At 74.6% G+C, this 12038-nt stretch carries 13 protein-coding genes; 10 read left to right on the forward strand and 3 right to left on the reverse strand.

Features of this window, described 5'->3' with window-relative positions; translation table 11 throughout:
* From ACOV8S_RS10365 to ACOV8S_RS10385, 5 genes are all read left to right on the forward strand, one after another.
* A partial coding sequence (locus ACOV8S_RS10365; RefSeq protein WP_448317498.1) for a hypothetical protein occupies positions 1-247 on the forward strand: 247 nt, incomplete at its 5' end.
* Complete coding sequence (locus ACOV8S_RS10370) at positions 232-1101, forward strand: hypothetical protein (RefSeq protein ID WP_448317499.1); 870 nt, start codon at positions 232-234, stop codon at positions 1099-1101. The genes ACOV8S_RS10365 and ACOV8S_RS10370, both read left to right, overlap by 16 nt.
* A gap of 85 nt (positions 1102-1186) precedes the next feature.
* Complete coding sequence (locus tag ACOV8S_RS10375; protein WP_448317500.1) at positions 1187-2176, forward strand: GNAT family N-acetyltransferase; 990 nt, start codon at positions 1187-1189, stop codon at positions 2174-2176.
* 404 nt (positions 2177-2580) lie between these two features.
* Complete coding sequence (locus tag ACOV8S_RS10380; RefSeq protein WP_448317501.1) at positions 2581-3300, forward strand: glycoside hydrolase family 11 protein; 720 nt, start codon at positions 2581-2583, stop codon at positions 3298-3300.
* Between the two features lie 192 nt (positions 3301-3492).
* On the forward strand, positions 3493-4623 hold the full coding sequence (locus ACOV8S_RS10385; protein ID WP_448317502.1) for an endonuclease/exonuclease/phosphatase family protein: 1131 nt from the start codon (positions 3493-3495) through the stop codon (positions 4621-4623).
* A gap of 74 nt (positions 4624-4697) precedes the next feature.
* On the opposite strand, the gene ACOV8S_RS10390 is transcribed toward ACOV8S_RS10385, so the two are convergent.
* The 3 genes from ACOV8S_RS10390 to ACOV8S_RS10400 form a co-directional block, all read right to left on the reverse strand.
* Complete coding sequence (locus ACOV8S_RS10390; protein WP_448317503.1) at positions 4698-5369, reverse strand: DUF2278 family protein; 672 nt, start codon at positions 5367-5369, stop codon at positions 4698-4700.
* Between the two features lie 206 nt (positions 5370-5575).
* Positions 5576-5881 carry a hypothetical protein gene (locus ACOV8S_RS10395; protein ID WP_448317504.1) on the reverse strand — a complete coding sequence of 102 codons (306 nt, stop codon included), beginning with the start codon at positions 5879-5881 and terminating at the stop codon, positions 5576-5578.
* 155 nt (positions 5882-6036) lie between these two features.
* Positions 6037-6843, reverse strand: a complete 807-nt coding sequence (locus ACOV8S_RS10400) for a class I SAM-dependent methyltransferase (RefSeq protein ID WP_448317898.1) — start codon at positions 6841-6843, stop codon at positions 6037-6039.
* A gap of 247 nt (positions 6844-7090) precedes the next feature.
* Between ACOV8S_RS10400 and ACOV8S_RS10405 the strand changes: the two genes are divergently transcribed.
* The 5 genes from ACOV8S_RS10405 to ACOV8S_RS10425 all read left to right on the forward strand — a co-directional run.
* Positions 7091-7165, forward strand: a complete 75-nt coding sequence (locus tag ACOV8S_RS10405) for a putative leader peptide (RefSeq protein ID WP_448317899.1) — start codon at positions 7091-7093, stop codon at positions 7163-7165.
* A 678-nt stretch (positions 7166-7843) separates the two neighbouring features.
* The gene (locus ACOV8S_RS10410; protein WP_448317505.1) at positions 7844-8935 is read left to right on the forward strand and encodes an ABC transporter substrate-binding protein; all 1092 of its coding nucleotides are present in this window, start codon (positions 7844-7846) and stop codon (positions 8933-8935) included.
* Positions 8932-9825 carry an ABC transporter permease gene (locus tag ACOV8S_RS10415; protein WP_448317506.1) on the forward strand — a complete coding sequence of 298 codons (894 nt, stop codon included), beginning with the start codon at positions 8932-8934 and terminating at the stop codon, positions 9823-9825. Before ACOV8S_RS10410 ends, ACOV8S_RS10415 begins: the two co-directional genes overlap by 4 nt.
* Positions 9801-10610: an ABC transporter ATP-binding protein gene (locus ACOV8S_RS10420; RefSeq protein ID WP_448317507.1), complete on the forward strand. Its 810-nt coding sequence runs from the start codon at positions 9801-9803 to the stop codon at positions 10608-10610. The genes ACOV8S_RS10415 and ACOV8S_RS10420 overlap by 25 nt, the downstream gene beginning before the upstream one ends.
* Positions 10607-12038 (forward strand): LLM class flavin-dependent oxidoreductase (locus ACOV8S_RS10425; protein WP_448317508.1); only part of this gene is annotated, 1432 nt, incomplete at its 3' end. The genes ACOV8S_RS10420 and ACOV8S_RS10425, both read left to right, overlap by 4 nt.

Genomic DNA, 12038 nt, shown 5'->3' on the forward strand with positions numbered 1-12038 from the left:
GACCCTGCGATGGCCCGCCGCCGAGGGCCGTCCGGCCGCGGTCGCCGCCGTGGTGACCGACCGGCTGCTCCCGGCCCGCCTCTCCGTCGTCCGCTTCCCGGCCTCCGACCTGCTGCCCTGGCCGCCGGGAGCGCCCGAACCGTTCGTGATGCCGGAACCGTTCGTGGTGCCCGGACTGCCGGGTGCCGCGGGGCCGTGGAACGGCTGGAGCCATGACGAGGAGGCCGTCACATGCCTGACGATCTGACACCGGCCGCGGCGGTGCGCGGTGCCGCGGCGCCCGCCGTCGCGGTGCCCGTCGCCGTGTCGACCGACGCCACGTCGACCGACGCCGCGTCGACCGTCCGGGAGAGCGCAGGACGGTGCGAGCTGCGGGTGGGGGTGCCGGCGGCCGACGGGACCTGGGCGGCCCTGTCGGTGTCCGAGGCCCTCACGGGGGAGCGGACACCGCTGGGGTCCTGGACCCGCAGGGGCGGCGTGCGGGAGCTGACCGCCCGGGGTGTGACGGCCCGGCTGACCGGGAGCTGGGACGGTCCCGTCCTCACGCTGACCCGGGAGGCCGGGTCGACGGGCCCTGAGCTGGACGGCTCCCTGCTGACGAGGATCGCCGGCCCCTCCGGTCACGGGGCGGGCGGTGGGACGGTGGCCGTGGACCGTGACGGCGCGGCCGCCGCGTCCTCCCCCTCGGTGCCCGACAGCCGCGGCACCACCTGGTACCGGGCCTGGCGGGAGCTCGCGGAGCTCTGCGGGCTCCCGGCCCGGGCGTGCGCCGAGGTCGTCGCCCCCGGCGTCCTCCGCACGACCGGCGGACGGGAACCGGTCCTCGTCTACGACCACATCGGTCCGCCGCCGATGCCGCCTGGATGGCTGCTGCACTCCTGGTCCGCCCACCAGGCGGGCCTGCACCACTTCTCCCGGCGGCCGGGGCAGGGCGCCCCGGTGCCCCACGTGCGCTCCGCACGCCCTCCGGAGCGGGAGCGGGCCGCAGCCCTCCGCCGCGCCTGGGCGGTCCTGGCCACCCGTCCGCCCGGCGAGCTCCCGCTGCCGCCGGGCACCCCCTCGCCGGTCCTGCCCTCGTTCGGCGACCTGGGCCCGCTCTGAGCCTGTCCGCCTGCCACGGCAGGCGGACAGGCCGGCCCCGACAAACCCGGGTGACGCGAAGCCGGAGGTTCCCTACCGTCGCCCCATGTCCTCAGCCTTCGCGCACCTCACGTCCCGTCCGATCGTCCCGACGGACGCCGCGGCCCTGTCCGCGCTGCTCAACGCCATCGAGGTCGTCGACGTGTTCGGCGAGTACTACTCCGAGGAGGACGCCGCCGAACAGATCAACGCCCCGCTGCTCGACCTCGAACGCGGCACGGTGGGCCTCTTCGACGGCGACCTGATGATCGGTTACTCCTCCGCCGCCCACCAGCCGCGCGCCGAGAACGTGCATCGGGTGATCCTGAGCGGCGGCGTACACCCGGACCACCGGCGCCGCGGCCTCGGCGCGGGGCTGCTCGCCGCCGGGATCGCGTGCGCGAAGACGCTCCACACGCTGCACCACCCGGGTCTGCCGCTGGCCGTCGACGTCCGGAACAACGCGCGCAACGCCGGCGCACTCGCCTGCTACCGCGCCGCGGGCATGACGCGGTCCGGCTCCTCCTCGCACCTGCGGCACCCGCTCGGCGCCGGCATCGCCGACGTCCCGGTCCCCGACGGGCACACCGTGGAGGCCTGGACGGCGGGCAACGACGCCGACTTCTCCCTGGCCAACGACGAGGCGTTCCTCGAAAGCCGGGGCGGCGGGGTCCCGATGCCTGCGAAGCGCTGGCGCGAACTGCTCGGCTGGCAGGCCTTCCGCCCGGACCTCAGCTTCCTCCTGCGGGACTCCACCGGCGCCGCCGCCGGCATGCTGCTGGTCTTCTCCTGGGACGCGGACACCGAGGCGACCGGTGTGCGCGAGGCCCAGATCCTGCGGATCGGCACCCGCCCCGGCCACCGCGGCCGCGGTGTCGCCTCCGCGCTGCTCGGCCACGCCCTGCGCTCCGCGCGGGACGCCGGCTTCGATCGGGCCGGTCTCGACGTCGACGACGACGAACTGGCCAAGGCGGGTCGCCTGTTCGAGCGTGCCGGCTTCGCCGTCGCCCGCACCGAGGTCGTGCACACCCTCGAGTTCGCCCCGCCTGTCCCGTAGAGGCAGGACGGCGCGGTGCCGGTGGAGCGGCACGAGAGTCTTCGAAACTTTCGCGGGAGTCGCTTCATATTGCGCGCAGAATGCTCGCGATATCTCCCCACTTCTCTCGTCGGCCCGTACAGGCAGCAGTGTGAGCAGTGCTCAACGACGCGTCAAGTGCCGTACCGGGCAAGGAAATGTTTCCGAAAGAATGTCGAAAGCGTTGACAGGATCATGGGGCGCTGCGGAAAACTGCGGCCACGTCGAACGACAGGAAACCTGCGTCCCCCCACGCCTCGTGACGGACGCCGGGTCGGTACCGCACGGCCATGGGCGATCCCCGTCCGTGTCCGTGTTCCATGCAAGGCCGCCGGGCGGCAGATGTCGCCCGGACCCCCCGCCAGCCTTCATCGGAAGGAAGCAGCATGCAGCAGGACGGCACGCAGCAGGACCAGCTCCAGCACAACCCCGCCCCCTTCGGCCTGAGCCGCCGGGGCTTCCTCGGCGGCGCCGGCGCTGCCGCGCTCGCCACCGCGACCGGGCTGGTGCTGCCCGGCACCGCCCACGCCGCCACCACCATCACCACCAACCAGACCGGCTACGACGGCATGTACTACTCGTTCTGGACCGACGGCGGTGGCTCCGTGTCCATGACGCTCAACGGCGGCGGCAGCTACAGCACGAAGTGGACCAACTGCGGCAACTTCGTCGCCGGCAAGGGCTGGAGCACCGGTGGACGCCGGACGGTCCGCTACTCCGGCTACTTCAACCCGTCGGGCAACGGCTACGGCTGTCTCTACGGCTGGACCTCGAACCCGCTGGTCGAGTACTACATCGTCGACAACTGGGGCAGCTACCGGCCCACCGGCACCCACAAGGGCACCGTCTACAGCGACGGCGCCACGTACGACATCTACCAGACGACCCGGTACAACGCCCCCTCCGTGGAAGGCACCAAGACCTTCCAGCAGTACTGGAGCGTCCGTCAGCAGAAGCTGATCGGCAACGGCACCATCACCACCGGCAACCACTTCGACGCCTGGGCCCGGGCGGGCATGCCGCTGGGCCAGTTCAAGTACTACATGATCATGGCGACCGAGGGCTACCAGAGCAGCGGCAGCTCGAGCATCAGCGTCAGCGGCTGACGTCCGCCGACGCACCACCGGCTGCGGGTCCCGTCCTGGTGACGGGGCCCGCGGTCGCGGTCGTGCGGCCGGCCACCGCTTACGCGGCGTCGACATCGGGCCTGCTTCACTGGAGCCGGCGTGGATCCGCCGCCGGCGGCGGATCCCGCCACCAGCACGAGCGACGGCGCGAGCACGAACGACGGACGGACCATGGCACAGGCGAAGACGGCGGACCCGACGGACCCTGCGGCGGTCGGTGCCGGGCAGGACGGCGTGGGCGGCGGAGGCGACGGCGCGGGCGGCGACGACGCCGGACCGGGCGCCGCGCGCGGCCCGCGCGCGACGCTGCGCCGGACGGTCCGCGCCGCCTCCCGGCCGCGGACGTGGCGGCGCGGACCGGTGCTCACCGCGCTGGCACTGCTGCTCGGCCTGGTCCTGCTGCTGCACCCGTGGATCACCGACGCCGGCGGCCTCGGCAGCCTGGTGGAGACCTTCCTCCCGTGGTTCGGCCTGCTCGTGCCGGTGCTGCTGCTCCTCGCGCTCCGGCGGCGCTCGCCCGCCGCGGTCCTTGTCCTGCTGCTGCCGGTCACCGCGTGGCTCGGCCAGTTCGGCGGGCTGCTCGCCGACAAGTCGCAGGCCGGCGGCGACCTCACCGTGGTCCAGCACAACGTGGGCGAGGCCAACCCCGACCCGGCCGGCACCGCCCGTGAGCTGGCCGGCTCCGGCGCGGACGTGCTGGCGCTGGTGGAACTGGCCGCGAAGGCGCGGGGCACCTACGAGAAGGAGCTGGCGGAGGCCTACCCGTACCACTCCGTACAGGGCACGGTCGGGCTGTGGAGCCGGCTGCCGCTGTCGGAGACCCGGGCCGTCGACATCGCGATGGACGCCGGACCGCTGGGCGACCGCAAGCCCGCCGCCGAGAAGCTGACCTACAACCGCGCGCTGCGCACCACGGTGGCCACCGACCGGGGGCCGCTGACGGTCTACGTCGCCCACCTGGGGTCCGTGCGTCTGATGCCGCGCGGCGGCTTCTGGACGGACAGCCGGGACCGCAACGCGCAGGCGCTCGCCGAGGCCCTCGCCGCGGAGAGGAGCGAGCGGCTGGTGCTGCTCGGCGACCTGAACGGCACCGTCGACGACCGTGCGCTCGAGGGCGTCACGTCCGGCCTGACGTCGGCGCAGGAGGAGGCCGGGGACGGCTTCGGCTTCACCTGGCCGGCGGCGTTCCCGGTGGCGCGGATCGACCAGGTGCTGGCGAAGGGCGTGCGGCCGGTGGGGTCCTGGGTGCTGCCGGCCACCGGAAGCGACCACCTGCCGGTCGCCGCCCGCCTCGCCTGGTGACCCGGCGGCCCGGTCGTCGACGGGTGTGACGCGCGGGGGTGTCCCGCAAGTGCTGGCTGCGCGCGGCCTCGGCGTCAGCCGACCGGGTGGCCGGCGTCGTCGGTGTGGTCGGACTGGCTGGAGAACTTGCCGAGGAAGACGTCGAGGTCGCCGTCCGGGCGCAGGGTGAGGACGGCTCCGTCCTGCCAGGCCCCGTTCTCCGCCCACCACGGGGAGCCCGCCGGGTCGCCCTGGTTCTGGTGGATGTTGTGCATGCCCAGGTCGCCCTCGGGATCGTCGTCGAAGGGCTCGCCGAAGAGCAGGACCTCACGGCCCGGCGCCAGCACCGACTCCAGGGCCTCGGCCGCGCCGGTGTTGGAGCCCGTCTGCCACGGGTGGGAGCCGACGAGGTCGAGGAGGTCCTCCAGCCAGGACGGCGGGCGGCGCAGGAACAGGATGCCGGAGCGGTCCGCCAGGGCCGGGTGGCGCACGAAGTCCAGGGCGCCGGAATCCGGGGTGCGGGCCAGTTCGTGGTAGCCGGGCGGCAGGTCCTGGACGGGGCCGAGCGCGTCGGGGGGCAGGGTGAAGGTCTTCCACCGCACGCCCACGGCGGAGGCGTGGCTGTCGACGTCGACCGCGCAGTGGTGGCGCCCGGCCGGGGCGTCCACCTCCAGGTTCACGTGGAACCAGCGGCCCTGGTGGTCGGGCCGGTCGCGGTGGTGGCTGTACAAGGTGCCGCGGAGCACGCCGTAGTGGACGAAAGGCATGCGGTCAGTCAAGCAGCCGGCCGGGCGTCCGGCCGGGACCGTCCGTCGTTCGGAGTATCGACGTCCGGCAGTCCGGGCCTTGGCCTGCGGGGGCCTGCGGGGGCCTGCCCGGCGGGCTCCCCCGCCGGTCGCCGCGGGGCGGGTACCGCCGGGACGGGGCGTCGTGGCGTCGCGCCGGGAGCGCGCCGGCCCGTCACCGCCGTGTGTCAGGCGACGGCGTCCGGGCCCGGGGGCTGCTGGACGACGACGGTCACCGTCGGGGGGTCGAGCCGCTCGCCGCGCCACCGGTCGACCACCTGCCGGGTGGCGCTCTGCAGGGCGCTGCCCACGAAGCCGCCGGTCCCCGCCTCCAGGACCACCGAGGAGACGCCGCCGTCGAGGGCGTCCGGCGGCAGGGCGGCCTGCTCCTGCCGCCAGGGGAGACCGGTCTCCGCGGTGAGCGCCTCCAGAAGCTCCGCCGGCTCGTCCAGCCCGGCCATGCCCTCCACCCGCACCACGATCGTTCCCGCCATCTCCCCGCCTCCACGGCGCAGTCGGGCCCGCACGGTCCACTCTGCCAGGCGCCGGCCGGGCGCCGCGAGGGAGCGTGACCCAGGGGCGCGTCCCTACACCGCGGCCCGCGCCACCCGGACGGTCGTGAGGCGCGGGCAGGGGAAGCGCCGGGCGGTCAGGCCGAGCCGGAGGCCAGCAGCGCCACGTGCGGGAGCGTGAGGAGGCCGTCGTCGCCGAGGAGCGGCTGGGTGAGGGCGTCGAACTCCTTGCGGACCGCGTCGATCACGTCCTGCGGCTGGGCGGCGATCAGCGCGCCGGTCGGGGCGACGCCGCCGGCCGTCCCGGCCCACCACCGCTCCGGATCCACCCGATGGTCGAAGCGCACCGTCTCGCAGACCACGCCGGTGAACCCGGCCCCGGCCAGCAGCGCGGCGAAGCCTTCCTCGGTGCGGGCGAAGTCCTCCTCCGGCGCGAGGGGCGGCAGCGCCGGGGGCAGGTCCAGGCCCGCCGCGACGACGGCCTTGTACGCCAGGCTCTGCCCCGCGCCCCGCTCCTCGCCCCACAGGGAGAGGGCGACCCGCCCGCCGTCCGCGGTGACCCGGCGCAGCTCCGCCGCCGTGGTCCGCGGCCGGCCCACGTGGTTCAGCACGAAGTTGGCCAGGACGGCGTCGAACGTACCGTCCACGAACGGCAGTTCCGGCAGCGCCGCCACCCGGACGTCCGCCTCCGGCACGGCCTCGGCGGCCCACTGGGTCATGTCCGGCTCGGCGTCGACGGCGCTCACGATCGCCCGGGCCCGGCAGGCGGCCGCGGCCACCGCGCCGGTGCCCGTGCCGACGTCCAGCACGCGTGCCCCGGGCCCGACCCTCGCGGCCTCGATCAGCGCGGGGACGGTCTGCGCGCACAGACCGGCGAAGCTGCGCGCGTATGCGGCGGCGCGCCCGTCCCAGATGCGTCGCTCGGCTTCGTCGAATGCAGTCATGTTCATCGGGGCATGTTACGAACCCGCAGCGTGAAATGGGCGTCTGACGGAATGTCCGGCAGGTGAACCGGTGGCGCCGTGCTGACGCGCGCGCTCGCGCACGCGGCGCTCGTCCCGTCCGTCGCGCTTGTCGCGCTTGTCGCGCCCGACGTTCGTGTTGCCGGAACACGAAGGCCGCGTGGCGGTCGCGCTACGGGCCGCCCGGATGCCTTGCCTGGCTCCGCGAGGGCTTCCTAGGGTCGGGGACATGCGGAAACACCTGCGGCTCACCAAGAGGCGCGCCGTCGACCTGATGCGCGTCGCCACCGCCGTCTGTCACTGAGCCCGACGCCCGGCCCCAAGGCCCGGCCCTCCGGCCCACGGCCCGGACGGCACGGTCCTCCGGCCCACGGCGCGACTCCCCGGACCCAACGGCACGGTCCTCCGGTCCGGACGGCGTCACCCCTTCGGCCGGGCGGCACCGCCCCGTCGGCCCGGACGCCGACCGCCGCTCGATCCGGGAGCACCGCCCCACCGGCCGACCCGGCCCACACGGGCGGTTCGGCCGAACCGGGCCGACCCCGACCGAGGCGGCTGGTCCGGCGAACCCGGGTCACGCGGCCTCGCGCCGACCGGGCAGACCCACGCCGACGACCGAACTGGTCCAGCTGCCCCGGCTCTGCCGAGCCGGCTGGTCGGGCCGATCCTGCCGAGTCGCTGACCGATCCGGCTGACCCGGTCGACCGTGCCGCGGTCGGCTGACCCGGCTGGTCCGGCCGACCCGGTTGGTCGGGACCGCTGACCTGGCTGACCCGGCTGGTTCGGCCGACCCGGTTGGTCGGGACCGCTGACCCGGTCCTCCCGACCGTCCCGGTGAACCTCACCCGGCTGGTCCCGCCGTCCCGGGCCGCAGCGTCGCGCCCGGGCCGAACCGGCGCCCCTCCCGTCCCGCTCACTCCGCTTCCCGGTCGCCCCGCCGCCGTACCCGCGTGCGGGTGGCCGCCTCCGCAAAGGCTGTCCGATGAACCTCCGTACCCGCATACCCCGTCCGACGTCCGGCCGGCGCCGCCTCGCGCTGCCGGCCGCGGCCCTCGCCCTGCCGTTGCTGCTCGCCTCCTGCGCACTGGACGCGCAGACCACCGCGAGCGGCAAGGACCTCGCCGACACGAAGATCCCGGCCGAGGTGTCCCCGGACACCGAGCTGGTCGTCGGCAACCCCTCGCTCAAGGTCGCGCTGCAGCTGTCCGGACAGCTCGACAAGCTGCCGTTCAAGGTCGAGTGGGCGAACATCAGCGGCGGCCCGCAGTGCTCGGAGGCGTTCCGGGCCGGCGCGCTCGACGTCTGCTCCTCCGCGGACATCCCGTCCATCAACGCGCACTGGACCGGCCTGGACACCAAGCTGGTGGCCGCCGCGTTCCGCAAGGACCCCTACGCCAACCCGATCTACGAACTGGGCATCGCGCCCGGCGCCGGCATCAAGACCCTGGCGGACCTGCGCGGCAAGAAGATCGCCTACAGCCCCGGCCAGGCCCAGGGCGCCCTGGTCCTGCGCATCCTCGACAAGGCCGGCCTCACCCAGGACGACGTCGAGCTGGTGGAGCTGGCCAGCACCGGCGACGTCTACCCGACCGCGCTCGGCAACAAGCAGGTCGACGCCGCGCCCATCGCCGACGTCAACATCAAGCGCTACCTGAAGAACTACGGCGAGCAGGGGGCCACCACCCTCAAGCACGGCCTGCGCGACGACCCGGCGCACCTGTGGGTGCTCACCGACTCGGTCGCCGACCCCGAGAAGGCCGCCGCCATCCGGGAACTGGTGAAGTACTGGGCCCGCGCGCAGGTCTGGATCGACCGGCACCCCGACGAGTGGGTGGAGGGCTGGTACGTCAAGGACCAGGGCCTCAGCAAGGAGGACGGCGAGTACCTGGTGAAGCGGGCGGGCCACCCGGTCATCCCGGCCGACTGGACGAAGGCGATCGCCCGCCAGCAGCAGACCGTCGACCTGCTCGCGAAGGAGCAGAACCACGACAGGTTCGACGTGAAGATCCTCTTCGACCGACGCTTCGAGAAGGTCGGCGCGCGGGCGGCGGCCGAGGCCGGGGGTGCGTCATGAGCGTCGACCTCCCCGCACGCACCGCCGTCGCGACCCCGCAGGCTCCGTCGGCCCGGCCGGCCGTGACGAAGGGCCGGCCCGTCACCCGGCTCGGCCCGCGGCGGTCCGCCGGCCGGCGCAGGCTCGGCCCCGGCCGCCCGGTGCCCTACGGCTGGGCCATCGGCCCGGTGCTCCTGTTCGCCCTGTGGGCGGCGGGGTCCGCGGCCGGGCTGCTCGACCCGCGGGCGCTGCCCGCGCCCTGGACGGTGGCCGCGACGGCGGGCGACCTGATCGCCGACGGACGCCTCCAGGACCACCTGCTCACCTCGGCGCAACGCGCCCTGCTCGGGCTGCTGTTCGGCGTCGCGGCCGGCCTGCTGTTCGCCCTGGTGTCCGGCCTCAGCCGCGTCGGCGAGGCACTGGTGGACGGCCCCGTGCAGATCAAGCGGGCCATCCCCTCCCTGGCGCTGATCCCGCTGCTGATCCTCTGGTTCGGCATCGGCGAGAGCATGAAGGTGATCACCATCGCGCTCGGCGTCTTCGTGCCCGTCTACATCCACACCCACAACGGCCTGCGCGCCATCGACAACCGCTACGTCGAGCTCGCCGAGACGGTCCGGCTCGGCCGCACCGCCTTCGTCCGCCAGGTCGTGCTGCCGGGCGCCCTGCCGGGCTTCCTGCTCGGCATGCGCTTCGCGGTGACGGCGGCCTGGCTCGCGCTGGCCGTCGTCGAACAGGTCAACGCCACCAGCGGCATCGGCTACATGATGGAACTCGCCCGGACGTACGGACAGACCGACGTGATCCTCGTCGGCCTGGTCGTGTACGGCCTGCTCGGGCTGGTCTCCGACGGCCTGGTGCGGCTCGTCGAGAGGAGGACGCTGACATGGCGTCGCACCCTGGCCGGCTGAGCCCGGCCGTCGTACGGATCGAGGACCTGGTCCGCTCCTTCGACGGGCGCCGCGTCCTCGACGGACTCCACCTGAGCGTCCACGACGGCGAGTTCGTCGCCCTGCTGGGCCGCAGCGGCTCCGGCAAGAGCACCCTGCTGCGGGCGCTGGCCCGGCTCGACCACGACGTGACGGGCGACGGCCTGCTGACCGCGCCCGACAACGTCTCGGTGGTCTTCCAGGACGCCCGCCTGCTGCCCTGGAAGCGGCTGCTGGAGAACGTCGTCCTCGGCCTCGGCACCCCGGACGCGCAGGAACGCGGCCGGGCCGCCCTCGCCGAGGTGGGCCTCGCCGGGCGGGAGCGGGCCTGGCCCGTCGAACTGTCCGGCGGCGAGCAGCAGCGCGTCTCGCTGGCCCGCTCCCTGGTGCGCGAGCCGCGCCTGCTGCTGGCGGACGAGCCGTTCGGGGCGCTGGACGCCCTGACCCGCATCCGGATGCACGCCCTGCTGCGCACCCTGTGCGCGGCGCACCGGCCCGCCGTCCTGCTGGTCACCCACGACGTCGACGAGGCGATCGCGCTCGCCGACCGGGTGGTGGTGCTGGAGGAGGGCCGGATCGCCGCCGACCTGACGGTCGACCTGCCCGAGGCCCAGCGCACCGGCGGCCCGGGGCACGCCCGCCTGCGCGGCCGGCTCCTCGCCCACCTGGGCGTGGACCTCACCGGCCACGAGCAGGCCCACGAGCCCGCGCCCGACACCGCGCCCGCGCACGAACGTGTACGCGACACCGAGGAGATCCCCGCATGAGCGCCCCGCGGCGGCAGCTGCACCTCAACCTGTTCGTCTACCCCGGCGGTCATCACGAGGCCGCCTGGCGGTACCACGGCTCCGACCCCGCCCGGGTGCTGGACATCGGCTTCTACCAGGACCTGGCCCGCCGGGCCGAGGCGGCCACGTTCGACGCGGTGTTCTTCGCCGACGGCCCGTCGCTGCCGGACAACGTCCGCTACGCCAGCCGTTTCCGGCTGGAGCCGTTCACCTGGCTGTCCGCGATCGCGGCCGCCACCGAGCGGATCGGCCTGATCGCCACCGCCTCCACCACGTACAGCGAGCCCTACAACCTCGCCCGGCTGTTCGCCTCCCTCGACCACCTCAGCCACGGGCGGGCCGGCTGGAACATCGTCACCACCGGGGCGCCCGACGCGGCCGCCAACTTCGGCCTGGACGCGCACCCCGTGCACGCCGAACGCTACGAGCGGGCACGGGAGTTCGTGGACGTCGTCGGGAAGCTGTGGGACAGCTGGGAGGACGAGGCGCTGGTCGCCGACCCGGCCACCGGCGTCTTCGCGGACACCGACCGGGTGCACCGCGTCGACCACCGGGGACGTCACCTGAAGGTGCGCGGGCCGCTGAACACCCCGCGCACCCCGCAGGGGCGCCCGGTGTACGTGCAGGCCGGCTCCTCCGAGGACGGCCGGGCCTTCGCGGCCCGGTACGCGGAGGCGGTGTTCACCGCGCACCAGACCCTGGCGAGCGCCCAGGAGTACTACGCCGACGTCAAGGCCCGAGCCGCCGCGCTCGGCCGGGACCCGGGACGGCTGCTGGTGCTGCCCGGCATCAGCCCGTTCATCGGCTCCACCGAGGCCGAGGCGCGGGCCCTGCACGAGGAGTTCAACGAGCTCACCCAGCCGGGCTACTCGCTGGACCTGCTGCGCAGGCTGCTGGGCCTGGAGCTGAGCGAGGAGGAGCTCGACGGGCCGGTGCCGCGCCACCTGATCGAGACCGGCGGGGAACGCGGCAACGGCAGCCGCTTCCAGCTGGTGCTCGACATCGTCGAGCGGGAGCAGCCATCCGTCCGGCAGCTGCTGCACCGCCTCGCGGGGGCGCGCGGCCACCGGGTCGTCGCCGGCACGCCGGAGCAGATCGCCGACACCCTCCAGCTCTGGTTCGAGCAGGGCGCCGCGGACGGTTTCAACGTGATGCCGCCCTGGTTGCCCGGCGGGTTCGACGTCTTCGCCGACGAGGTCGTGCCGCTGCTGCGGCGCCGCGGCCTGTTCCGCGAGGCCTACCGGGGCGCCACCCTGCGCGACCACTACGGGCTGACCCGCCCGGCGAGCGTCTACGCCACGGGAGCCGCCGGAGCCGCTGTCCCCTCCACCGCCGGGGCTCCCGCCACCGCGGGAACCACCGGAGCCGCGGGCGCCGCCGAGGCCTCCACCGCCGCCGATGCCACCC

It is taken from the genome of Streptomyces sp. CO7, from assembly GCF_053474865.1.

Bases quoted from the DNA above. Each gene is read 5' to 3' on its own strand.
- ACOV8S_RS10375 (WP_448317500.1), top strand. From the start codon at position 1,187: ATGTCCTCAGCCTTCGCGCACCTCACGTCCCGTCCGATCGTCCCGACG.
- ACOV8S_RS10390 (WP_448317503.1), bottom strand. From the start codon at position 5,369: ATGCCTTTCGTCCACTACGGCGTGCTCCGCGGCACCTTGTACAGCCAC.
- ACOV8S_RS10400 (WP_448317898.1), bottom strand. From the start codon at position 6,843: ATGACTGCATTCGACGAAGCCGAGCGACGCATCTGGGACGGGCGCGCC.
- ACOV8S_RS10380 (WP_448317501.1), top strand. From the start codon at position 2,581: ATGCAGCAGGACGGCACGCAGCAGGACCAGCTCCAGCACAACCCCGCC.
- ACOV8S_RS10385 (WP_448317502.1), top strand. From the start codon at position 3,493: ATGGCACAGGCGAAGACGGCGGACCCGACGGACCCTGCGGCGGTCGGT.
- ACOV8S_RS10420 (WP_448317507.1), top strand. From the start codon at position 9,801: ATGGCGTCGCACCCTGGCCGGCTGAGCCCGGCCGTCGTACGGATCGAG.
- ACOV8S_RS10410 (WP_448317505.1), top strand. From the start codon at position 7,844: ATGAACCTCCGTACCCGCATACCCCGTCCGACGTCCGGCCGGCGCCGC.
- ACOV8S_RS10415 (WP_448317506.1), top strand. From the start codon at position 8,932: ATGAGCGTCGACCTCCCCGCACGCACCGCCGTCGCGACCCCGCAGGCT.
- ACOV8S_RS10395 (WP_448317504.1), bottom strand. From the start codon at position 5,881: ATGGCGGGAACGATCGTGGTGCGGGTGGAGGGCATGGCCGGGCTGGAC.
- ACOV8S_RS10370 (WP_448317499.1), top strand. From the start codon at position 232: ATGCCTGACGATCTGACACCGGCCGCGGCGGTGCGCGGTGCCGCGGCG.